Below are 21498 nucleotides of genomic sequence, written 5' to 3' on the forward strand. Positions count from 1 at the left end.
TGCGCTTCCCCTGTGGCGTCAGACAGCCGTACGGCCGCCGTCGACCGGCAGGATCGCGCCCTGTACGAAGCTCGCCGCATCGCTGACCAGGTAGGCGATCGCCTCGGCGATCTCGCGCGCCTCGGCGGGGCGGCCGGCGGGCGCCTGGGCGGCCAGGGCGCCCAGGTCGTCACCCATGACGGCCGTGCCCTCGGTACGGGTGGGACCGGGTTCCACGGCGTTGACCCGCACCCCCTGCGAGCCGAACTCGGCAGCCCAGGACTTGGTCAGCAGGTTGACCGCCGCCTTGCTCGACGCGTACAGCGCCATCCCCGCGACGCCGTACTCGGCGACCATCGTGCTGACGTTCACAATGGCACCCTGCCCACGCTCGGCCATGGCCGGGGCGAGCTCGCCCACCAGGTAGAACGGCGCCTTCACGTTCAGGTCGTAGACGGTGTCCACCTGGTCGGCGGGTGTCTGCGCCGTCGGCCCGAACGGGAAGACGCCGGCGTTGTTGACGAGGATGTCGACGCGGCCGCCGCCCAGCGCGATGGCCTCGCGGGCCAGGCGCCGTACCGAGTCGGCCTCGCGCAGGTCGGCCGCCAGGAAGTCCGCCTTGCCGCCGCGCTCCCGGACCGCGCCGACCACCTGCTCACCACGGTCCGCGTCCCTTCCCGCGACCAGGACGTGCGCGCCGCGCTCGGCGAGCAGCGCCGCGGTCGCGGCGCCGATACCGCTGGTCGCACCGGTCAGCAGGGCCACGCGTCCGGTCAAGTCAGCAGAACTCATGAGATGTCCTTGAAGTGTAGAAAGTGGGGCGAATCCATCGTCCCGCCGCTTCCTTCGTGAGGCGACGGGTGTCCACAGCAGCAGCCGCGCTCCCGGGATTCCGTTCTCCTCATCAGCGGATCCGATGACCGCCATAAGCGCCCCGTCCGGCGTCCGGTCCGGAGAGGCGGCCAGAAGCGGCGCTCATGGCGGCTCTTCACCGAACGCATGGCCGTGCCGCCGTCAACCGCACACGTCCCGCGGTTACACCACCCGTGCGGCTCGGGGTCCCGGCGTCCCGGAACGGTTCGCACCGGCAGCGATCGTCATGTGAGGCAGCAATGAGCGAACCGAACCCAGAACCGCACGCAGCACCGCACACCACACCGCGCGCGGCACCGAGCGCGACCGGGGAAAGCAGCACGTACGACGTGATCGTCCCGGGCGCGGGACCGGTCGGGCAGAACGTCGCCGACCGGTCCCGGGCCGCCGGGCTCTCCGTGGCCGTCATGGAGCGGGAACTCGTCGGCGGCGAGTGCTCCTACTGGGCCTGCGGCCCCAGCAAGGCGCTGCTGCGGCCGGTCCCACACCGCGGTCGCGAGGCCGTCAGCTGCGCCGGCCGCCCGGCCTGCGCCCTCGCCTCCGAGCAACTGGTGGCCGGCCGCCAACTGCGCCGCTACCGCTCCTGGTTGCCGGAGGCGGCGCACACCGTCGGCGCACCCCTCACTGACGGCCCGTCATCTGCGGAAGAGCTCGTTCAGGTCCGTCTGCGAGATCTGGTTCTCGGCGTAGGAGAAGGTCCCCCGCTCCGCCAGCTCCCGTGCCGCGGCGAGCAGGTGCGCGTACATCGCCCGGGCGATGCTGCCGCCCACCGTGACCCGGCGCACGCCGAGTTCGCGGAGGTCGGCCAGGGACAGGGCGCCGCCTGTCAGGCCCATCACGACGTTCAGCGGGCCGTCGATCTCCCGCACCAGCGTGCCGATCGTCCCGGCGTCGGCGGCGCCCGGCACGAACGCGCAGTCCGCCCCCGCCGCCAGATACGCGTTGGCGCGCCGCACCGCCTCGTCGAGCGGGCCGCCGGTGAGCAGCACGTCGGTGCGGCCGACGAGGACGAACGGCTCGCCGGCCGCGTCGATCACCTCGCGCGCGGCGCGGATCCGGTCGGCCGAGAGCTCCGGGTCGTACAGCGGCCGGGAGCGGTCGCCCGTGAAGTCCTCGATGTTGCCGCCGGCGGCTCCGGCCGCGAGGGTCGCCGAGATCGTCCCGGCCACGGTTTCGGGCGCCTCGCCGAACCCGTCCTCCAGGTCGGCGCTGACCGGGACGCACACCTCGGCGGCGATCTCCCGGATCCGGCCCGTCATCGTGGCACGGTCGACGCGGCTTCCGCCGTAGTCGTGGTCCGCACGGCCCAGGGAGAAGGCGATGCCCGCACTGGTGGTGGCCAAGGCCGGGAAACCGGCCGACTCCAGAACGCGGGCGCTCCCCGCGTCCCAGGCGTTGGGCAGCAGGAAGCAGCCCTCCCGGTGCAACTCCACGAAGCGTGCGGCCCGTTCTCGACGTTGAGTGTCCACGCCGGACACTCTGCCAGCCGGCACTGACCATCAGGTGCCGGCGACGCCCGGCACGGTCCGGGGCGGCGTACTCTCGTGCGCGTCCGGCACTCGCCGTCGTCGGCACCCGCTGTCCGACCGAGGAGGAACTTCCGCCCGTGACCTGCCGAGTCATCCTCATAGCCCCCGCCATCACCCCCTCGCTGCGGCGGGCCCGCTTCGACGACGGCGACTCGATCGAGAAGCCCGAGACGGTGGCGCTGTCCCTGCCGGCCGCGGGCGAGGAGGTCAGCTCCCCCAGCGTGCGGTGCCGGGAGACGGCGGCCGCGCTGGGCCTCGACGCCTCGGCGGAACCCGAGCTGTCGGGCCTGGACGCGGGGCGCTGGCGGGGGCTGACGCTCGAGGAGGTCGGCACCGCCGAACCCGACGCCCTGCTCAGGTGGCTGACCGACCCGGGGGCCGCACCCCACGGGGGCGAATCGGTACGGGAGTTGTGCGCGCGGGCCGCCGGCTGGCTGGACCGGACGGGCCTGACGATCGGCAGGACGATCGCCGTGGTGGAGCCGGAGGTGGTGCGCGCCATGGTGCTGCACGCGCTGGGGGCGCCCGAGGCGGCGTTCTGGCGCGTGGACGTCCCGCCGCTGTCGGCGACGGAGATCACGGGCGGCCCGGGGCGCTGGAACCTGCGGCTCGGTCAGGTCGGCGGGTAGACGTCCGGCGGGCGGGGTCCCGCGGGCGCCGGAAATGCGGTGGAGCGGTGCGTCCCGTCCTGCCTAGGGTCGCGCCATGACCACCCGCACCTTCCGCGGCGTCTTCGACGGCCTCAGCGCCGAGCAGCGCGCCGAACTCCTCTCCCGGGCCGCCGAGCACGACGTGCTGCGCGCGGCCTTCACGCCCGAGGGGCACCTCAGCTACGACATCACCGCCCGTCCGGCCTTCACCTTCCGCTTCCAGGACACCGGGGAGGAAGAGGAGGACATCCTGGTGGCGACCGAGCGCGCCGAGGAGGCTGCCAGGGCGTGGCTCACCGAGCGCGGCTACGGCTACAAGAACCTCAGGTCCAGCGCGGAGGACCTCTCCCAGGCACCCCTCGGCAAGCGGCAGCGCCGGGCGGCCGCGCAGCGGCAGGACTGACTCCGGCGCCGACTCCGGCCCTGACTCCGGCCCCGTGGATACGGCCATGGCGGCCTGAAGTCGCCGTGGTTCAGGTCACGTCGGGATGTGGCCGGATCACGGGGAGCCTGTGCGGCGGGCGTGGCATGCTCTTGGCCACATCGAGTTACCGGTCGGTTCTACTCGCCGGTAATCATGATCGGTGTCTCTTCGTCACCCCCCACCCTCAGGACTGACCTTGCGCAGACGCACAAGGCTCGGGCATGCCCTCACGCCCGCCTTCGCCGTGACCGCCCTCCTCCTCGCCGCCGGCTGCTCCTCGCCGCAGCACCAGGCCGCCGCCGACGGCCACGCCCGGGAGGCCGCCCGGGTCTCCGACGACACCGGCGCAGCCGCCGGCACGGACGGCCCGGCGCTCGCCGTCGCCGCCGCACCCACCGCCACCGCGACCACGGCCGCGGGCTCGGCCGGCGCGGGCCGTCCGGCCCACCGCACCACGCTCACCGTCAGCTCGTACGACACCAGGACCCGACGGGCCGTCATAGCCCGTTCCCCGAAGGGTGATCCGACGGGCAAGGGGAATCCGACCGCCCCGGCCTCCCCGGCCGTCTCCCCCAGCGCCTCGGCACCGGCCGCCGCCCACCAGGCCGCCGTCGGTGACGTCATCGCCAGCGCCCCCGCGCCCGGCGCCCCGGACGGGCTGCTCGCCAAGGTGACCAAGGTGCTCGGCGAGACCGACGCGGGCACCCAGGTGCAGACCGAGCCCGCGACCCTCGACGCCCTGCTCGGCGACGACACCGCGAAGGGCACCGTGCCCGTCGACCCGGCCGCCTTCGACGTCGACACGCTGCTCCCGGACGTCAAGGTGTCCTGGTCCAAGGCCGGTGACGGGCACGTCGGCCCCAAGGGCGCCACCGTGCCGCTCGGCAGCCTCCGGCTGGACGTCAGCACCGGGATACCGGCCGCCGAGGGCGCGCCGGCCTCCGCCGCGGCCTCGGTCTCCGGCTTCGTCCAGGTCGCCCCGCAGGTCGACTTCGCCTACGGCGGCGCGGGCACCGGCACCGCGCCCGGCTCCGCCTACCTCGGCGTCTCCGGCGACTGGGACTCCGGCTGGGCGGTCAAGGGGCGGGCCGGCGCCACGGCCACCCCGCTGCGCATCCCGTTCGCCAAGCTGCACGCCGACCCGGTCCTCCAGGTCGGCCCGGTCCCCGTCGTCGTCAACCTCGACCTGACCTGCTACCTCCAGGTGAGCGGCGACGGGAAGATCACCGTCGACGTGGAGCAGAACCTGAAGGGCGACTTCAAGGCGGGCGGCACCTTCGGCACCGCCCAGGGCTGGACGCCGGTCAGCAGCTCGACCATGACGAGCACGCCGGTGCGCACCTCGGTGACCACCGCGGGAAGCGTCCGGACCGCGCTGGGCGCCGAGGCCTCCGTCGGTCTCTACGGCAGCGTGGGCGTCACCGCCGACCTGGCGCCGTACCTGCGGGGCGAGGCCACCGGCGCGGTCACCGCCACCTCCGCGACCCCGGGCGCGGACGCCGAGGGCGCCTGGAACCTCTACGGCGGTGTCGACCTCTCCGGCACCCTCCGCCTCCAGCTGTCGGTCTTCGGCACGCCGGTGCTGGAACGGAGCATCCCGCTGGGCGCCCTGCACCGCGAGTGGAAGCTGGCGGGCGGCACCCTCTGACCCCGGGTCAGGCCGCGCCGCCCGGTGTCCAGCCCTGGCGGCGCAGCACCGCCGAGACGTCCGGCGCCCGGTAGTGCTCCCCCTTGAGGACCTTGCCGTCGGCCCGGCGGGCCACCTGCCCGTCAGGCCCCAGCTTGCTCATGTTGGACCGGTGGATCTCGGCGAGCACCGCGTCGAGGTCGATCCCGTGCACCAGTGCGGTGCCGTACGCCACGTAGACCACGTCCGCCAGCTCGTGCGCGAGCCGGTCGAGGGGCCCGCCGACCGCGACCTCGGCGACCTCCGCGGCCTCCTCGGCGAGCAGCTCCCCGCGGTGCGCGGCCAGTTCGGGAGAGACCTCGGTCGGCGTGGTGCGGGCGTCCAGGCCGAAGGCGTGGTGGAACTCCCGGACGAGGCGGGCGGGCGAGGTACCGGACGGGGCACCGGGGACGGAACTGGTCATGCGAACGACTCTAGCGGCCGCCACCGACAGTCACGGTCCGCCGCCGTACTCCCGGCCCCGCCCCGCCCCCGGCCCTGGTCAGGACGGTGACCGGCTGGCAGGATCGCGCGCATGTCCAAGCTGCTCCCCCGTATCGGCAGACGCCGTGCCCTCCAGTGCGCGACGGCCGGCGTCGTCGCGTTCGGCCTGCTGCTGTGGTGGCTGCTGCCGCTGGGCGAGAAGCCGCCGACCGGGACGATCGTCTTCAGCACCGGGACGCTGCGCGGCGTCTACCAGGAGTACGGCGAGCGGCTGCGCACCGAGCTGCGCAAGGACATGCCGGGCCTGAAGGTGAAGCTGGTGCAGAGCAACGGGTCGTACGAGAACGTACGGCGGGTGGCGACCGGCCACGCCGACTTCACCATCGCGGCGGCCGACGCGGTGGAGACGTACGAACTGAACGGCGGCCAGGACGCCGGACTGCTGCGCGGGGTGGCCCGGCTCTACGACGACTACGTCCAGCTCGTCGTACCCCGCGACTCGGGCATCACCGACGTGGCGCAGCTGCGGCACAGGCGGGTGGCGATCGGGCTGCCCAACTCGGGGGTCCGGCTGATCGCCGACCGGGTGCTCAGGGCCGCCGGGATGGACCCGGCGAAGGACATCACACCGGTCTCCGACGGCATAGACACCGGCCCGGACCAGTTGCGGCGCGGCGAGATCGACGCGTTCTTCTGGTCGGGCGGCCTGCCGACCAAGGGGCTGCTGGACCTGGCGAAGAAGTTCAGCTTCACGTTCGTCCCGATCGGCGGGAACCTCGTCACCAGGCTGCACACCGAGGGGGAGGCCGCGCTCTACTACCGGGCGACCAACATGCCGGAGTCGGCGTACCCGTCCGTGCAGCAGGGCACGACGGTGCCCACGATCGCGGTGTCCAACGTCCTGATGACCCGCAAGGACGTCGACCCGCGCCTCACCGAGTGGGTGACGCGCACGGTCATCAAGAGCCGCGACGACATCGGCAACCACGTCCACTCGGCCCAGCTGGTGGACCTCCGCACCGCGATCTACACGGACCCGCTGCCGCTGCAGGAGGGAGCCAGGCGGTACTACCGCTCGGTCAAGCCCTGAGCGCAGCTTGAAGCGCCCCGGATCGAAGCGCCCCAAAGGGGCGCGGGGAACTGCGCGAGCAACCCCCACCGACCCGCACCCGACCCACCACCGCGCCCACCACCGTCTCACCCACCCCGCGGCACCGACACGGTCACCCGCAACCCCCGCGGCTCACCGTGCTCGTACTCGATCGCACCCCCACCCGCCGCCAGCAACGCCCGCGTGATCGACAGCCCCAGCCCCGACCCCTTCACGTTCTGATGCCGCCCGCTCCGCCAGAACCGGTCCCCCACGCGCGCGAGCTCCTCATCCGTCAGCCCCGGCCCCGAGTCGGTCACCACGACCGTGGACACGTCACCGTCGGCGGCCACGGTCACCTCCACCGCACCCCCCTCCGGCGTGAACTTCACCGCGTTGTCGATCACCGCGTCCAGCGCGCTGGACAGCGTCACCGGGTCGGCCCACCCAGTGGTCGGCGGGCAGTCGCCGGTCAGCCGGACCCCCTTCGCCGCGGCGGCCGGTGCCCACGCGGCGATCCGCTCCTCGGCCAGCCTTCCGAGGTCGGTCGTCATCAGGTCCGCCTCGGCGTGCTCGGCCAGCGCCAGGTCGAGCAGGTCGTCGAGGACCTGCGCGAGCCGCTTGCCCTCGGTGCGGACCGAGGCGATCTCCTCGTTGTCCTCGGGCAGTTCGAGGGCGAGCAGCTCGATGCGCAGCAGCAGCGCGGAGAGGGGGTTGCGCAGCTGGTGGGAGGCGTCGGCGACGAAGGCCCGCTGCTGCTCCAGCACGTCCTCGACGTTGTCCGCCATCTCGTTGAACGCCCGGGCCAGCCGTCTGAGTTCCGGCGGGCCGCCGGCCGCCGCGACCCGGGACTTGAGCCGGCCGCTGGCGATCGCGTGCGTGGTGGCGTCGAGGACCCGTACCGGCCGCAGCACCCACCCGGTCAGCCGCAGCGCCGCGCCGACGGCGAGCAGCATCGCCGCGCACTCGCCGGCGCCGATGACCAGCCAGTCGCGCAGGGTGCGGGAGCGCATGGGACCGGTGGGCGAGTCGGTGACCACCACAGCGACGACGTCACCGTCCCGGATCACCGGCGAGGCGACCACCAGCCGGGTGCGCTGCCAGGGCCACACCTGGGCGGGATCGTGGCTACGGCGGCTGAGCAGGGCCTCGCCGAAGGCCTCCCGGACCTCGCCGGTCTCCGGCAGCACCCAGTCCTCGGGGGCGTTGGCCATGGAGGAGGCGTTCCGGTAGAAGACGCCCGCGCGGATGCCGTAGACGCCGTAGTAGCTGGCGAGTTCGCGGCGGAGGGTCTCCAGGCGGTCGTCCGTGCGCATGGGGCGCGCGGTGGTGGGCGTGTCGGTCACGAACTGGGCGAGGGCCGCGAACCGCGCGGTGTCGTCGATGCGGTCGACGACGACCTTCTGCTGCTGCGCGGAGGCCGTGCTGACGGCGAGCGGAACGCCGAGCGCGAGCAGCACGGCCGCCATCAGGACGATGAGCAGCGGAAGGAGACGTGTGTGCACCCGTCCCCGCTACGCGGCCGGGGCGACGAGCCGGTAGCCCACGCCGCGTACGGTCTCGATGAGCGCGGGCATGCGCAGCTTGGCGCGCAGCGAGGCGACGTGCACCTCCAGGGTGCGGCCGGTGCCCTCCCAGCTGGTGCGCCAGACCTCGCTGATGATCTGCTCCCGGCGGAAGACCACGCCGGGCCGCTGGGCGAGCAGCGCCAGCAGGTCGAACTCCTTGCGGGTGAGCTGCACGACCTTGCCGTCCACGCTGACCTGGCGGGTGGGCAGTTCGATGCGGACGGCGCCGAGCCGCAGCGCGCTGTCGCCGTCGGCCCCTGCCGGGCCGTCCTCGTGGTGGGTGCGCCGGCTGACGGCGTGGATCCGGGCGAGCAGTTCGCCGGTGTCGTACGGCTTCACCACGTAGTCGTCGGCACCGAGGTTGAGGCCGTGGATGCGGGAGCGGACGTCCGAGCGGGCCGTCACCATGATGACCGGGGTGCTGGTGCGCTTGCGGATCTTGCCGCAGACCTCGTAGCCGTCCTGGTCGGGCAGGCCGAGGTCGAGGAGGACGACGTCGTAGCCGTCGCTCTCGGGGACGAGGGCCCGCAGGGCCTCCTCGCCGCTGCGGGCGTGGGTGACGGAGAACCCGTGCCGGGCCAGGACCGCGGAGAGTGCGGCGGCGACGTGGTTGTCGTCCTCGACGAGCAGCAGTCTCATCCCGGCCCCCTCCGGTTCAGCGGTCGTACGGTCGTGGTTCGTCGGCGGCTCGCCCGTGGAAAACCCGCGCATTGTAGAAAGCGCGCGCACGCGCGCGTGCCCGAGGAGCAGTCACGCTGATGGACGCCGACGGCGTCAAGTGGGTTCCGGTGGCGCGCGGGTTCCGTTACGCGGCCGATACCCGGGCGGCCGCCGGTGCTACGACACGTGTCCGCCTGCTACCGGATCGTGATGCTCAGATCTCCCTCAGATGTAATGACGCTGGTCATCAGCGAAAACTACATTCCTCCGAAACCGATGAGGACGGAGCCCGAAAGCGATGACCGAAGTATCGGTGGCCAAGGAGGACGTGGCCGCGACCGGCGAACTGGTCGTCCTGAAGAGCGTGAACAAGCACTTCGGCGCCTTGCACGTGCTCCAGGACATCGACCTGACGATCGCCCGCGGCGAGGTCGTCGTGGTGATCGGGCCCTCCGGGTCCGGCAAGTCCACTCTGTGCCGCACCGTCAACCGCCTGGAGACCATCGACTCCGGGACGATCACCATCGACGGCAGGCCGCTGCCCCAGGAGGGCAAGGAACTCGCCCGGCTGCGCGCCGACGTCGGCATGGTCTTCCAGTCCTTCAACCTCTTCGCGCACAAGACGGTGCTGGAGAACGTGATGCTCGGCCAGGTCAAGGTCCGCAAGGCGGACCGGAGACAGGCCGAGGAGAAGGCCCGCGCCCTGCTCGACCGGGTCGGCGTGGGCACCCAGGCCGACAAGTACCCCGCGCAGCTCTCCGGCGGCCAGCAGCAGCGCGTCGCCATCGCGCGGGCGCTGGCGATGGACCCGAAGGTCATGCTCTTCGACGAGCCGACCTCGGCCCTCGACCCCGAGATGATCAACGAGGTCCTGGAGGTCATGCAGCAGCTGGCCAGGGACGGCATGACGATGATCGTCGTCACCCACGAGATGGGCTTCGCCCGCTCGGCCGCGAACCGGGTGGTCTTCATGGCCGACGGCCGGATCGTCGAACAGGCCACCCCGGACCAGTTCTTCAGCAACCCGAGCAGCGACCGGGCCAAGGACTTCCTGTCGAAGATCCTGCACCACTGAAAAGCGGCAGACCCCCGCTTCCTTTCACAGCCGTCTTCACCAGAACGAGGGATGTTCATCATGCAGCTCCGCAAGGTCACCGCCGCCTCGGCCGCCGTGCTCGCGCTCGCCCTGTCCGCCACGGCGTGCGGCGGCGGCGACAAGGACGACAGCGGTTCCTCGGGCGGCGGCAAGATCAAGGTCGGCATCAAGTACGACCAGCCCGGTCTCGGCCTCCAGGAGCCCGACGGATCCTTCTCCGGCTTCGACGTGGACGTGGCCACCTACGTGGCCGGGCAGCTGGGTTACAAGCCGAACCAGATCGAGTTCGTGCAGACCAAGAGCGCCGACCGGGAGAACGCCCTCGCGCGCGGCGACGTGAAGTTCATCGCGGCCACCTACTCGATCACCGACGAGCGCAAGGCGAAGGTGGACTTCGCCGGCCCGTACCTGCTGGCCCACCAGGACCTGCTGCTCAAGAAGGACTCGACGATCGCCGAGGGCGCGGACCTCAACGGCAAGAAGCTGTGTTCCGTGACGGGTTCGACCTCGGCGCAGAACATCCAGAAGACGATCGCCCCGAAGGCCAACCTCAAGGAGGTCGGCACCTACTCGGAGTGCATCGCCGGCCTGCAGAGTGGCGCCGTCGACGCGGTGACCACGGACGACTCGATCCTCGCGGGCTTCGCCGCGCAGGACAAGTACAAGGACCAGTTCAAGCTCGCCGGCCTGAAGCTGAGCAACGAGAACTACGGCATCGGCGTCAAGAAGGGCGACTCCGCGACCGTCGACAAGATCAACAAGGCGCTGGAGAAGATGGTCGGCGACGGTTCCTGGGACAAGGCCGTCACCAAGAACTTCGGCCCGGCCAACTACAAGAACGAGCCCGCCCCGAAGATCGGCGTGATCGTCAAGTAAGGCTTCGCGCACGGCGGAACCGAACCCCCGAACCCCGCCCGCGCCGCCGCCACCGCTTCCCCGGCGGCGGCGCGCCATGCCCTCCACGTACGCCACACACCCGGAAGCGCGGGAAATCGTGTTCGACTTTCTTCAAGGCTACGACGTCCTAGGGGCGTTCTGGACGACGGTGGAACTGACCGTCCTCTCCGCCGTCGGCTCCCTGGTCTGGGGCACCCTGCTGGCCGCGATGCGGGTCAGTCCGGTACCGCTGATGCGCGGGTTCGGCACCGCCTACGTCAACATCGTCCGGAACATCCCCCTGACGGTCATCATCATCTTCACCTCGCTCGGCCTCGCCGACATCTTCGGTGTGACGCTGGGCGCCTCCGACTTCAAGGTCCAGGGCTTCCGCCTCGCGGTGCTCGGCCTGACCGCCTACACCGCGGCCTTCGTCTGCGAGGCGATCCGCTCCGGCATCAACACCGTGCCCCTCGGACAGGCCGAGGCGGCCCGCGCGATCGGGCTGAACTTCTCGCAGACCCTGCGGCTGATCGTGCTGCCGCAGGCCTTCCGCGCGGTGATCGGCCCGCTGGCCAACGTCCTGATCGCGCTGACGAAGAACACCACGGTGGCGGCCGCGATCGGCGTCGCCGAGGCCGCGGCCCTGATGAAGACCATGATCGAGAACGAGGCCCAGACGCTGGCCATCGGCGCGGTCTTCGCCTTCGGCTTCGTGGTCCTGACCCTCCCGACCGGCCTGTTCCTCGGCTGGCTCGCCAAGCGCCTGGCGGTGAAGCGATGAGCTCCGTCCTGTACGACACCCCCGGGCCCCGCGCCAAGCGGCGCAACGTGGTCCTCTCCGTCGTCTTCGTCCTGCTTCTCGCCCTCGCGGTCTGGTGGGTCTGGCAGAAGATGGACGACAAGGGCCAGCTCAAGTGGGACCTGTGGCAGCCGTTCACCACCTCCGAGGCGTGGACCACGTACCTGCTGCCGGGCCTCGGCAACACGCTCAAGGCCGCGGCGCTCGCCATGGTCATCGCCCTCCCGCTGGGGGCGGTCTTCGGCATCGCCCGCATGTCCGACCACGCCTGGGTGCGGATACCGGCCGCCTGGATCGTGGAGTTCTTCCGCGCGATCCCGGTCCTGCTGCTGATGCTGTTCGCCAACGAGTTCTACGTCCGCTCCACCGACGTCGGCAGCGACGAACGGCCGCTGTACGCGGTCGTCACCGGCCTGGTGCTCTACAACGCCTCGGTGCTCGCCGAGGTCGTACGGGCCGGCGTCCTCGCGCTCCCCAAGGGGCAGACGGAGGCGGCGTACGCGATCGGGCTGCGCAAGGGGCAGACGATGACCGGCATCCTGCTGCCGCAGGCGGTCACGGTGATGCTGCCTGCCATCGTCAGCCAGCTCGTGGTGATCGTGAAGGACACCGCGCTGGGCGGTGTGATGCTGCAGTTCACGGAACTGCTCACCGCGCGCGGCACGCTGGCCGCCAACTACGCCAACGTCATCCCCAGCTTCGTCGTCGTGGGGGTCGTCTTCATCGTGCTGAACCTCGCGCTCACCACCTTCGCCTCGTGGCTGGAGCGCCGGCTGCGGCGCAGCAAGCGGGGCACGGGTGCGGTCCTCGGCCCCGAGGACGTCCACGACCTGAACGCGGCCGAGGTGGCCGGAGCCTTCGGCTCGGGAGCCTCCGCCTGACCCGGAGTCAACCCGCGCACCGGGTACGGAGGCGGCGGCCGTCGGGCCGCCGCCTCCACCGCGTTCCGGCGGCCCGACGGGGTTCGCGCGCCCGCCATGCTGACGTGTCCCCGGGTGCGCCGCTTGACCGGGTGGCGCCCAGTCTGTTGCATACGTTCTGTGATCGTGCACCCTGCTCCACCCACCCCTTCATCGATGTCCGTCGGGACTTGCGTACGGGCAGGGGGCGCCGCGCCGTGGACCCGGTGATCATCGTCGGAGCGGGGCCCGTCGGGCTCACGCTCGCCCTGGCGCTGGCCCGCCAGGAGGTGCCGTCCGTCGTGCTGGACGAGGGCCCGGGCAAGGACGAGCCGCGCCCGGCGCGCACGGTGGTGCTCCGCGAGGACACCGCCGCCCTGGTGGCGCGCCTGTCCGGTGCCCCGCTGGACGATCTGGGCGCCCGCTGGACCGGCTGGCGGTCGATGCGGCGCCGGCAGGTGCTGCGCGAGGTCGTCTTCGACGACGCCCGCGAGCCGTCCCCGCTGCACCTCGCGCAGCACGTGCTGACCGACGCCCTGCGCGCCGCGATCGCCGACGAACCGCTGGTCAAGGTCGCCACCGACAGCCGCCTGGACGCCGTCGAGCAGGAGCGCACCGGAGTCACCGTGCACACCCGGGGCCCCAAGGCCACCTGGTGGCGCGGCAGTTATCTGGTGGGCTGCGACGGTCCCCGCTCGACCGTGCGCAAGCTCCTGGACATCCGCTTCCCGGGCCGTACGGCGGTGGAACGACATGCGGTCGCCGCGCTGCGCACGGAACTTCCGTGGCCCGGCCAGGCGTTGCTCCATCGGACACCGCCGTGGCGGACGTCCGGGCCCTCGGCCGGGGAGGTGACCGCCCGCCCCCTCCCGGACGGCGTGTGGCGCCTGGACTGGCTGCTGCCGCCCGGCAAGGACCTGGTCACGCCCGAGCTGCTCCTGACCCGGATCCGCGAGACCCTCGCGGGCTGGACGGGCGGCACCACACCGCCGTACGACCTGCTCGACACCGGCGTCCACACCGTGCACCACCGCCTCGCCCGCAGGTGGCGGGTGGGCCGGGTGTTCGTCGCCGGGGACGCCGCGCACCTGCTCGGCGCGCTCGGGACGCACGGCCTCGACGAGGGGCTGCGGGACGTGGACAACCTCGCCTGGAAGCTGGCCCCTGCCTGGCACCACGGACCGCACGAGGCGCTCCTTGACAGCTACCAGACCGAGCGGCGCGCGGTGATCGCGGCCCGGCTGCGCGCGGCCGACCAGGTGCTGCCGGTGCTGCGCGGCGGTGGCGGGCTGCGCGGGTTCGTCCCCGGCGCGTCCCGGGGGCACGACGCGCTCCTCACGGAAGGCCACCTGGGGCAGGGCCCGCTCGGTGCGCCGGGGGCGTACGCCGACTCGCCCCTCGCCCCCCGGCACCTGGAGCACGAGATCCCGGTCGACACCCCGCCGGGGACACCGGTCACCGATGTCCGGGTCACCGCGGAGGACGGCACCTTCGTGCAGCTGCGCTCCCGCCTCGGCCGCGGCGCGCTGCTCGTCGTCCTGATCGCGCCGGGTACGGGCGTGTGGGACCGCAAGCACTGGGTCTCCGCCGGGATCATGCCCCGGCTCGCGGCGGCCGTGACGGCGCTGCCGCACCCCGCCGAGCTGCTGGTCGCCGAGGCCTACCCGGGCGCCCCGGCGCACACCGTGCTGCTCGTGCGCCCCGACGGCCATCTGGTCACCGCCCTCAACGGGGTCCGCCCCGCCGACCTGTACGCGGCGGCCGAGGCGACGCTGGGCGGCAAGGACCAGGAGAAGAGCGAGCAGGCGGAACAGAAGGCCGGGGCGGAGGCCGGTTCCCCCACGCGGTGACCAGGCGGTCCACATGCTGACGGCGAGTTGACCGGCCCGCACCGGCGTGGTGTACTCCGCATCGTGAACGACACCACTGTGCGCCTGTGGCGGAAGGTCCATGTGGACCTGGTCCGCTATGCGGGCTGCGTGTGTCTTCCGTCCTGCTGATTTCGCATTCCTCTTCTCTCGCCGGGCGCCGTCCGCGCCTGCTTCTGCGAACCCTCATCAGGATCGGTGCACGTGTCTGCTTCTCTCTCGTCGTCCTCCGTTTCCCCGTCCGCCCCTGCGCCCGGCGCCGCGCCCACCCAGGCGGACCTCCTCGACTTCGTCCGGCGTACGGCCGCCGACGCCGAGCTGATCGCCTCGCTCCCGCTCGACCCCGAGGGCCGCACCTGGGTACGGCTCGACGGCCCCGCCGGCAGCGAGGCCTGGCTGATCGGCTGGCCCCCCGGCACCGGCACCGGCTGGCACGACCACGCCGAGTCGGTCGGCGCCTTCCTCACCGCCACGGGTGAGCTGAAGGAGTACTCACTGGCCACCCGGCTGCCCACCGACGGCTGGCGGACCCTGGAGCTCTCCGAGGGCGTCGACCGCGAGCGCCGGCTGCCGGCCGGGAAGGGCCGCTCCTTCGGCCGCGACCACGTCCACGAGGTGCTCAACGAGTCCACCGAGCACCACGCGGTCTCCGTCCACGCCTACTACCCGCCGCTGCCGCGGATCCGCCGCTACAGCCGCGCCGGACAGGTGCTGCGCCTGGAGCAGGTCGAGCGCCCGGAGGACTGGCAGTGAGCGGCACGGAACCGCTGGAGCCGCGTCCGGTGGGCATCGACGAGCTGCTGGAACGGGTGCGCGCGGGCTACCGGCGCATCGAGGCGCAGGACGCGTACGACGCGGCGCGCACCGGTGAGGCCCTGCTCGTCGACATCCGGTACGCGGCGCTGCGCGAGCGGGACGGGGTGATACCCGGTGCCCTCGTCGTAGAGCGCAACGAACTGGAGTGGCGGCTGGATCCCCAGGGCAGCCACAAGACCCCGGAGGCCACCGGTCACGACCTCCAGGTCGTCGTGATCTGCAACGAGGGTTACGCGTCCAGCCTGGCCGCCGCCTCCCTGCACCAGTTGGGCCTGCACCGGGCGACGGACCTGATCGGCGGCTTCCAGGCATGGAGGACGGCGGGCCTGCCGGTCACGCCCCAGCCGTCCGAGCCGTCCCGGTCTTCGCCGTCGTCCTAGTCGTCCGTGGGGCAGTACAGCGGCGCGAGATCCGCGTTGTCCTTGGTGACCAGCCGGATCCGCGCCTTGGCGATCTTGTCCGTCTTCTCGTCACGCAGCAGGGCGATCGTGTTCTCCACCGCCAACTGACCCATGTCGGCGGCCGAGTTGGAGAGCGTGGCGGCGAACCGTCCGTCCCTGAGGGCCGCCAGCCCCTCGTCCGTGCCGTTGACGGTGACGATCCGCACGCCCGTGGCCCCCGCCGCGTCGAACGCCTTGCGCACACCGAAGGCCATCTCCTCGTTGGCGACGAACGCGTAGTCCAGGTCGGGATGCGCCTTGATCATGCTCGCGGCGACGGTCCTCGCCTTGGCCGCGTCGAACATGCCCGGCTGGTCGGCGACCACCTTCGCGTTGGCCGGCAGCGCCTTGGTGAACCCGCCGACGAGCAGGTCGGAGGCCGCGCCGGGCGCCCCGGCGACCACTCCGACCCGCACCCGGCGGCCGGCGGCGTCGTCGGCCACCCACTGGGCGTCCAGCTCGCCCACCTCCTCCAGGTCCACGACGACCGCCCCCAGGATGTCGGAGGGATCGGCGTCGACCGAGGTCAGGAAGACGGGGATGTGCGCGCTTCGGGCCTTGGCGACGTCCTTCTCCAGGGCATCGGTACTGACCGTCTGGATGATGATCACGCCCACCTTGCGCGCGATCATGTCCTCGATGTTGGACAGCTCCCGCGCCGCGTCCTGATGCGAGTCGGCCGTGACGATCTCGGCGAAGTTGTCCTTGGCCGTCCTCACCACGGCCCGCTGCAAGCAGGTGTGGAACTGGGTGGACCCTCCGTTGACGAACCCGATCACCAGCGGGCCGTCGTCGCCGCTGCGCTGGGTCGAGTCGAACGCGCAGCCACCCAGTCCCAGCCCGGCCACCAGTCCGAAGGCGGCCAGGGCGCTTCGGGCACGAGCAGTTCCGGGCATGGCGGTGCCGCCTTTCGAGTACACGAACTCGCCTGTTCCACGAAGGAGTCGACGACATACGGAGAGCCACGCGGGTGGCGGGACCGGCCGAAGCTACCGCCACCCCAAACAGAACGAACCCGCCCGCGCGCGCACGCTATGAGTGCGCGCGCGGTAGCGATCCCGGGGAGGCGGCCCGGACCTAGTCCTTCACCGTCGCCGCCGTCACCACCGGCACCCGCAGGGCCACTCGTCCGGGAAGAGCCGCGGCCACCAGCGCGAGCAGCGCGGCGGTCGCCACGACGGTCACGTACAGCAACGGTGTGACCGTCGCTGCGGCGTGGCCTGTCATGCCGACACTGAACCCGGTGAGTACGGCGAGCGCGATGCCGCTGCCGAGCGCCGTGGCGAGTGTCAGCACGGACAGCACCTCGGTGCGCAGCATCCGAAGCACCTGGCGGCGGGTGGCACCGGCGAGCCTGAGCAGCGCGAACTCCCGCCCCCGGTCGGCGACCGACATGGCGAGCGTGTTGACGACGGCGATGGCGGTGAAGGCCAGGACCAGCCCCATGGCCAGGTAGTTGACCTCGGCGTTGTCCTGCTGACGCGCGGCCCGGAGGTCGTCGACGGCGGTCGGCGAAAGAATGTCGAGCCCCGGGAACTCACGCAGCGTAGCCGTCAGTTGTGCATGTGTACGGGCGGTGCTGACGAGGACGGAGGAGGCGAGCGGGTTGTCCACGTGGCGCGCGACGAGGTCGTGGGCGAAGGTGAGGTCGCCGAAGCCGAGACCCCGGGTGTAGACGGCGGCGACGGTGAGGGTGGCGGGCGTGCCGTCGCCGAGGGTGAGTTCCAGGGAGCTGCCGGGCTTCAGGTGGTGCTGGTCGGCGGCCAGTTCGCTGACGGCGACGGTGCGGTCGGTGAGCCGGTCGAGGGAGCCGGCGGTGACGCCGGGGTCCCAGGTGCGGGTGAGGCCCTCGGGAGTGACGCCCTGGGCCGGGTACTTGTCGAGCCCGATGCGGACGGTCGTGCGGACCACCTCGGTGACGGCGTCGTGGTGCGCCCGCAACCGCCGTGCCGCATCGGCCGGGACGCCCGGCCCCCGCGCGGTGACGATCCAGTCCGCGGTGACTCCGGCGCGGGCCTGGGCGCGGGCGGCGGCGTCAAGTGTGGACTGGACGAACAGCACGGTGCAGGTCATCCCGATGAGCAGGGTGAGGGGGGTGACGACGGAGGCCATCCGGGCGGCGTTGCCGCGCAGGTTGGCGGTGGCGAGCCGGCCACCGTGGCCGGTGAGCCGCAGCGGTCCGGCGAGCAGCAGCGCGGCCGCCTTGACCAGCAGCGGACCGAGCAGGGCGACGGAGATGGCGAGGACCACGACGGCGAGGAAGGTGACAGGCGTCGAGGCGGCTTCGGTGCGCAGGGAGGTGAGCAGCACGACGAGGACGGCTCCACCGGCGAGCAGCAGCAGACCGGTGGCGATCCTGCCCCGGGCGGGCCGGGCGGGCTCGACGCGGGACTCGGCCAGCGCCTCGGTCGGCCGGATCCGGGCGATGCGCCGGGAGGCGATACGGGCGGCCGTCCAGGCCCCGGCCAGGGTCGCGGCGAGCGCGGCGAGGGGCGGGACGACACCGGTGGTGTGCTGAAGCGCGGCGGGTACGGCGCCGAGCGCGACGAACCTGGTGTGCAGCCAGGCCCCCAGCGGCAGGCCGAGGAGTGCGCCCAGCGTGCCGGCGACCGCTCCGATGACCAGGGCCTCACGGCCGAGCAGGCGACGGATCTGTCCCGGGGTGGCGGCGATGGCACGCAGCAGGGCGAGTTCGCGGTGGCGCTGCTGGACGGTGAGCGCGAAGGTGCCGACGACCACCAGGACCGCCACGAGCAGCGAGGTCCCGCCCATGGCGCCGCCCATGCTGACCAGCCGGACCCGAGCGGCGGCCGCGTCCAGGAACTCGACGGGGCCACGGGCGTCCCCGGTGGAGACCTGGGCGGTGGTACCGCGCAGCGTGCGCGTCACGGCCTGCTTCAGCTGCTGCGGGTCGGTGCCGTGCGCGGGCAGCACACCGAACGCGGTGACCTGTCCTGGGTGCGCGGCCAGCCTGCGGGCCTCGGCGGCGGAGAAGAAGAGAGCCGTCTGGTGGCGTACGTCCGTGGCCGGAGCGGCGATTCCGGTGATCCGGTACGTACGCAGGGCCTGCGTCGACTGCACGGCGAGGGTGTCGCCGGGCCGCAGCCGGGCACGGGCGGCGAGATCGCGGTCGACCACCAGGTCGGTGGCGGTCTGCGGCGCGGTACCGGTGACCAGCCGGTACGGGGTGAGCGCGGCGGACTCCCAGGCGTGCCCGTAGGCGGTACGGCCGCCGGTGCCGGCCGGGGTCAGCGGCTGGGCGAGGAAGGTGAGTTCGGGCACCACCCGGGCGACGCCGGGCGTACGGGCGAGTCCGGCCTCCAAGTCGGCCGGCAGCCAGGCGCGCTCGGCGATGGGTTTCGCCTTGTGCTTGACCTTGGTCTTGCCGTGCTTGTGCTTGACGGTGGTCCGGTGGACGTACTGGTCGGCGGAGACCACGACCGGGGTCGCCGCGTAGCGCTCGGTGCGGATCGTGCCGCGCAGGCCGGTGTCGAGGAGGGTGCCGCAGGCCGTGATCAGGGCGGCCGCGCAGAGCAGGGCGAGGAAGGCGCCGAGAAAACCGGCCTTGCGGGCACGGATGGTCTTGAGGGCGTAGCGCAGCAGCGTCATGACGTACACCGTCGTCGACACGCGGGGCCCGGGGCACTGCGGTGGTCCGGTGTCCTGACGGGGGGTTAACCCCACTCCCGTGGCTGCTGTCGCCCCGTCAGAAGTCCCCGCCCTCCAGGAACTCCGTGTCCTCGCCCTCTTCCTCCAGCGCCCGCCGGACGACCCGGAGGGCCATGCCCTCGGGGTACCCCTTGCGGGCGAGCATGCCGGCGAGGCGGCGGATCCGCTTGTCGCGGTCGAGGCCCCGGGTGGAGCGGAGCTTGCGGGCGACGAGTTCGCGGGCCGTCTCCTCCTCCTGCTCGGAGTCGAGCTGGGCGACGGCCTCGTCGACGAGCGCCGAGTCGACGCCCTTGGTACGCAGTTCCTGGGCGAGTGCGCGCCGGGCCAGCCCCCGGCCGTGGTGCCGGGACTCCACCCAGGCGTCCGCGAACGCGCTGTCGTTGATCAGCCCGACCTCCTCGAACCGCGACAGCACCTCCTCGGCGACGTCGTCCGGGATCTCCCGCTGGCGCAGGGCGTCCGCGAGCTGTTTCCGGGTGCGCGGGGTCCCGGTGAGCAGGCGCAGACAGATCGCCCGCGCCCGCTCAGCCGGGTCCGCAGGAGGTTCCCCCTGCTCGGCCCTCGACGAGGAGGAGGAACCTCCGTCCTCACCGGACGGCTCCCCGAAGCCACGCCGACGGCGCGTCCCGGACTTCCGCGGGCCACGGCCGGGTGACCCGTGCCCGCGGGGCCCGCCCGGGCCGCCGTGCGTGCCGTCGCCGTACAAGCCGTCGGCGTACGCGGCGTCGCCCCCGTGTGTGCCGCCCCCGTAGTTGTCGCCGCCCGTGCCGTAGGCCTCGTCGCCGTCCCCGGTGGAGCCCGGGTCGCCCCCGGTGCCCCTCCCCCGTGGGGCACCGGGGGACGCGTACTCGTGGTCGGCCCAGTCGGTTCGTCGTGTCACGGCGTCAGCTCTTGGCGGTGGCGGCCTTGGGCTTGGTGGCCTTGGCGGCGGCCGGGGCGGGCACCGTCTTCGCGGCGTCGTCCGTGGCTGCCGCGGTGGTGACCGCCGCGTCCGCGCCCGGCTCGGCGGCGGGCGTCTCCGGGCGGACACCGACGCCCAGCTTCTCCTTGATCTTCTTCTCGATCTCGTTGGCCAGGTCGGGGTTGTCCTTGAGGAAGTTGCGCGCGTTCTCCTTGCCCTGGCCGAGCTGGTCGCCCTCGTACGTGTACCAGGCGCCGGCCTTGCGGACGAAGCCGTGCTCCACGCCCATGTCGATCAGACCGCCCTCACGGCTGATGCCCTGGCCGTAGAGGATGTCGAACTCGGCCTGCTTGAAGGGCGGCGCGACCTTGTTCTTGACGACCTTGACCCGGGTGCGGTTGCCGACCGCCTCGGTGCCGTCCTTCAGGGTCTCGATGCGGCGGATGTCGATACGCACCGAGGCGTAGAACTTCAGCGCGCGGCCACCGGTCGTGGTCTCCGGGGAGCCGAACATCACGCCGATCTTCTCGCGGAGCTGGTTGATGAAGATCGCGGTGGTCTTGGACTGGTTGAGCGCGCTGGTGATCTTCCGCAGCGCCTGGCTCATCAGGCGGGCCTGGAGACCGACGTGGCTGTCGCCCATCTCGCCCTCGATCTCCGCGCGCGGGACGAGCGCGGCGACGGAGTCGATGACGATGAGGTCGAGGGCGCCGGAGCGGACCAGCATGTCCACGATCTCCAGGGCCTGCTCGCCGTTGTCGGGCTGGGAGAGGATCAGGTTGTCGATGTCGACGCCGAGCTTCTGCGCGTACTCGGGGTCGAGGGCGTGCTCCGCGTCCACGAACGCGACCTGGCCGCCGGCCTTCTGCGCGTTGGCCACGGCGTGCAGGGTCAGGGTCGTCTTACCGGAGGACTCCGGTCCGTAGATCTCCACCACACGGCCGCGCGGCAGGCCACCGACACCGAGGGCGACGTCGAGCGCGGTCGAGCCGGTCGAGATGACCTCGATGGGCTCCTTGGCCCGCTCGCCCATGCGCATGACCGCGCCCTTGCCGAATTGCCGTTCAATCTGTGCGAGCGCGGCGTCGAGCGCCTTCTCGCGGTCGGTTCCTGCCATGGGTTCCACCCGGTTTGCTTGAGTCGATCGCTTCACGTCAAAGACGCTAACGCCTGCCACTGACAATGCGCCCCGACGCCGGTTCGACCTGTGGACAACTCGGGGATGTCTCCGCCCAAACCATGTCGAAC

Annotated in this window: 21 protein-coding genes and 1 pseudogene; 13 read left to right on the top strand and 9 right to left on the bottom strand. The window is 72.3% G+C overall.

Annotation, left to right across the window (positions count from 1 at the left end; translation table 11 throughout):
• Window positions 1-18 precede the first annotated feature (18 nt).
• Entirely contained in the window at window positions 19-771 is a 753-nt protein-coding gene (locus tag ACZ4UV_RS47610) for an SDR family NAD(P)-dependent oxidoreductase (RefSeq protein WP_451018028.1), read from the bottom strand.
• A 320-nt stretch (window positions 772-1091) separates the two neighbouring features.
• Here ACZ4UV_RS47610 and ACZ4UV_RS47615 point away from each other — a divergent pair.
• Window positions 1092-1343, top strand: a pseudogene (locus tag ACZ4UV_RS47615) (FAD-dependent oxidoreductase); the annotation flags it as partial.
• A 144-nt stretch (window positions 1344-1487) separates the two neighbouring features.
• Here ACZ4UV_RS47615 and ACZ4UV_RS47620 read toward each other — a convergent pair.
• Complete coding sequence (locus ACZ4UV_RS47620) at window positions 1488-2321, bottom strand: isocitrate lyase/PEP mutase family protein (RefSeq protein WP_451018029.1); 834 nt, start codon at window positions 2319-2321, stop codon at window positions 1488-1490.
• Between the two features lie 137 nt (window positions 2322-2458).
• On the opposite strand from ACZ4UV_RS47620, the gene ACZ4UV_RS47625 reads away from it, so the two are divergent.
• From ACZ4UV_RS47625 to ACZ4UV_RS47635, 3 genes are all read left to right on the top strand, one after another.
• Window positions 2459-3010: a histidine phosphatase family protein gene (locus ACZ4UV_RS47625; RefSeq protein WP_451018030.1), complete on the top strand. Its 552-nt coding sequence runs from the start codon at window positions 2459-2461 to the stop codon at window positions 3008-3010.
• A gap of 76 nt (window positions 3011-3086) precedes the next feature.
• A complete protein-coding gene (locus tag ACZ4UV_RS47630) occupies window positions 3087-3434 on the top strand; it encodes a DUF6204 family protein (protein WP_467847938.1) in 348 nt (115 codons plus the stop codon).
• A 217-nt stretch (window positions 3435-3651) separates the two neighbouring features.
• Entirely contained in the window at window positions 3652-5103 is a 1452-nt protein-coding gene (locus ACZ4UV_RS47635; protein WP_467847945.1) for a hypothetical protein, read from the top strand.
• Between the two features lie 7 nt (window positions 5104-5110).
• Here ACZ4UV_RS47635 and ACZ4UV_RS47640 read toward each other — a convergent pair whose 3' ends face one another.
• Complete coding sequence (locus tag ACZ4UV_RS47640; protein WP_390035133.1) at window positions 5111-5545, bottom strand: pyrophosphohydrolase domain-containing protein; 435 nt, start codon at window positions 5543-5545, stop codon at window positions 5111-5113.
• Between the two features lie 111 nt (window positions 5546-5656).
• Between ACZ4UV_RS47640 and ACZ4UV_RS47645 the strand changes: the two genes are divergently transcribed.
• Window positions 5657-6655, top strand: coding sequence for a TAXI family TRAP transporter solute-binding subunit (locus tag ACZ4UV_RS47645; protein ID WP_451018033.1), 999 nt, complete (start codon window positions 5657-5659; stop codon window positions 6653-6655).
• A gap of 107 nt (window positions 6656-6762) precedes the next feature.
• On the opposite strand, the gene ACZ4UV_RS47650 is transcribed toward ACZ4UV_RS47645, so the two are convergent.
• The gene (locus ACZ4UV_RS47650; RefSeq protein ID WP_351484916.1) at window positions 6763-8160 is read right to left on the bottom strand and encodes a sensor histidine kinase; all 1398 of its coding nucleotides are present in this window, start codon (window positions 8158-8160) and stop codon (window positions 6763-6765) included.
• Between the two features lie 9 nt (window positions 8161-8169).
• Window positions 8170-8862: a response regulator transcription factor gene (locus ACZ4UV_RS47655; RefSeq protein WP_390035136.1), complete on the bottom strand. Its 693-nt coding sequence runs from the start codon at window positions 8860-8862 to the stop codon at window positions 8170-8172.
• Window positions 8863-9181: 319 nt separating this feature from the next.
• Here ACZ4UV_RS47655 and ACZ4UV_RS47660 point away from each other — a divergent pair, with 319 nt between their 5' ends.
• The 8 genes from ACZ4UV_RS47660 to ACZ4UV_RS47695 all read left to right on the top strand — a co-directional run bounded on the left by ACZ4UV_RS47660 (window position 9182) and on the right by ACZ4UV_RS47695 (window position 15620).
• Window positions 9182-9958: an amino acid ABC transporter ATP-binding protein gene (locus tag ACZ4UV_RS47660; protein ID WP_351484917.1), complete on the top strand. Its 777-nt coding sequence runs from the start codon at window positions 9182-9184 to the stop codon at window positions 9956-9958.
• A gap of 60 nt (window positions 9959-10018) precedes the next feature.
• The gene (locus ACZ4UV_RS47665; RefSeq protein ID WP_351484919.1) at window positions 10019-10855 is read left to right on the top strand and encodes a glutamate ABC transporter substrate-binding protein; all 837 of its coding nucleotides are present in this window, start codon (window positions 10019-10021) and stop codon (window positions 10853-10855) included.
• Window positions 10856-10973: 118 nt separating this feature from the next.
• On the top strand, window positions 10974-11639 hold the full coding sequence (locus tag ACZ4UV_RS47670; RefSeq protein WP_293999038.1) for an amino acid ABC transporter permease: 666 nt from the start codon (window positions 10974-10976) through the stop codon (window positions 11637-11639).
• A complete protein-coding gene (locus ACZ4UV_RS47675) occupies window positions 11636-12538 on the top strand; it encodes an amino acid ABC transporter permease (protein WP_390035138.1) in 903 nt (300 codons plus the stop codon). The genes ACZ4UV_RS47670 and ACZ4UV_RS47675 overlap by 4 nt, the downstream gene beginning before the upstream one ends.
• A 236-nt stretch (window positions 12539-12774) precedes the next feature.
• Entirely contained in the window at window positions 12775-14406 is a 1632-nt protein-coding gene (locus tag ACZ4UV_RS47680; RefSeq protein ID WP_467847967.1) for an FAD-dependent monooxygenase, read from the top strand.
• A 78-nt stretch (window positions 14407-14484) separates the two neighbouring features.
• A complete protein-coding gene (locus ACZ4UV_RS47685; protein ID WP_311737274.1) occupies window positions 14485-14556 on the top strand; it encodes a putative leader peptide in 72 nt (23 codons plus the stop codon).
• Window positions 14557-14628: 72 nt separating this feature from the next.
• Entirely contained in the window at window positions 14629-15177 is a 549-nt protein-coding gene (locus ACZ4UV_RS47690; RefSeq protein WP_390035140.1) for a cupin domain-containing protein, read from the top strand.
• On the top strand, window positions 15168-15620 hold the full coding sequence (locus ACZ4UV_RS47695) for a rhodanese-like domain-containing protein (RefSeq protein ID WP_451017824.1): 453 nt from the start codon (window positions 15168-15170) through the stop codon (window positions 15618-15620). Before ACZ4UV_RS47690 ends, ACZ4UV_RS47695 begins: the two co-directional genes overlap by 10 nt.
• On the opposite strand, the gene ACZ4UV_RS47700 is transcribed toward ACZ4UV_RS47695, so the two are convergent.
• The 4 genes from ACZ4UV_RS47700 to recA all read right to left on the bottom strand — a co-directional run bounded on the left by ACZ4UV_RS47700 (window position 15617) and on the right by recA (window position 21367).
• Window positions 15617-16576 (bottom strand): sugar ABC transporter substrate-binding protein, encoded by a 960-nt coding sequence (locus ACZ4UV_RS47700; RefSeq protein WP_467847971.1) that lies wholly within the window; start codon window positions 16574-16576, stop codon window positions 15617-15619. The genes ACZ4UV_RS47695 and ACZ4UV_RS47700 overlap by 4 nt on opposite strands.
• Before the next feature lie 181 nt (window positions 16577-16757).
• Complete coding sequence (locus tag ACZ4UV_RS47705) at window positions 16758-19289, bottom strand: ABC transporter permease (RefSeq protein ID WP_467847974.1); 2532 nt, start codon at window positions 19287-19289, stop codon at window positions 16758-16760.
• 97 nt (window positions 19290-19386) lie between these two features.
• Entirely contained in the window at window positions 19387-20229 is an 843-nt protein-coding gene (gene recX, locus ACZ4UV_RS47710; protein ID WP_451017809.1) for a recombination regulator RecX, read from the bottom strand.
• Window positions 20230-20233: 4 nt separating this feature from the next.
• On the bottom strand, window positions 20234-21367 hold the full coding sequence (gene recA / locus ACZ4UV_RS47715; protein WP_451017810.1) for a recombinase RecA: 1134 nt from the start codon (window positions 21365-21367) through the stop codon (window positions 20234-20236).
• Window positions 21368-21498 lie beyond the last annotated feature (131 nt).

This window comes from Streptomyces sp. NPDC028289 (assembly GCF_055565975.1).

What these genes read in the sequence shown, in the direction of transcription:
- ACZ4UV_RS47655 (WP_390035136.1), bottom strand. Translation starts at nt 8,862, where the DNA reads ATGAGACTGCTGCTCGTCGAGGACGACAACCACGTCGCCGCCGCACTC.
- ACZ4UV_RS47665 (WP_351484919.1), top strand. Translation starts at nt 10,019, where the DNA reads ATGCAGCTCCGCAAGGTCACCGCCGCCTCGGCCGCCGTGCTCGCGCTC.
- recA (WP_451017810.1), bottom strand. Translation starts at nt 21,367, where the DNA reads ATGGCAGGAACCGACCGCGAGAAGGCGCTCGACGCCGCGCTCGCACAG.
- ACZ4UV_RS47675 (WP_390035138.1), top strand. Translation starts at nt 11,636, where the DNA reads ATGAGCTCCGTCCTGTACGACACCCCCGGGCCCCGCGCCAAGCGGCGC.
- ACZ4UV_RS47610 (WP_451018028.1), bottom strand. Translation starts at nt 771, where the DNA reads ATGAGTTCTGCTGACTTGACCGGACGCGTGGCCCTGCTGACCGGTGCG.
- ACZ4UV_RS47700 (WP_467847971.1), bottom strand. Translation starts at nt 16,576, where the DNA reads ATGCCCGGAACTGCTCGTGCCCGAAGCGCCCTGGCCGCCTTCGGACTG.
- ACZ4UV_RS47640 (WP_390035133.1), bottom strand. Translation starts at nt 5,545, where the DNA reads ATGACCAGTTCCGTCCCCGGTGCCCCGTCCGGTACCTCGCCCGCCCGC.
- ACZ4UV_RS47705 (WP_467847974.1), bottom strand. Translation starts at nt 19,289, where the DNA reads ATGACGCTGCTGCGCTACGCCCTCAAGACCATCCGTGCCCGCAAGGCC.
- ACZ4UV_RS47660 (WP_351484917.1), top strand. Translation starts at nt 9,182, where the DNA reads ATGACCGAAGTATCGGTGGCCAAGGAGGACGTGGCCGCGACCGGCGAA.
- ACZ4UV_RS47645 (WP_451018033.1), top strand. Translation starts at nt 5,657, where the DNA reads ATGTCCAAGCTGCTCCCCCGTATCGGCAGACGCCGTGCCCTCCAGTGC.
- ACZ4UV_RS47630 (WP_467847938.1), top strand. Translation starts at nt 3,087, where the DNA reads ATGACCACCCGCACCTTCCGCGGCGTCTTCGACGGCCTCAGCGCCGAG.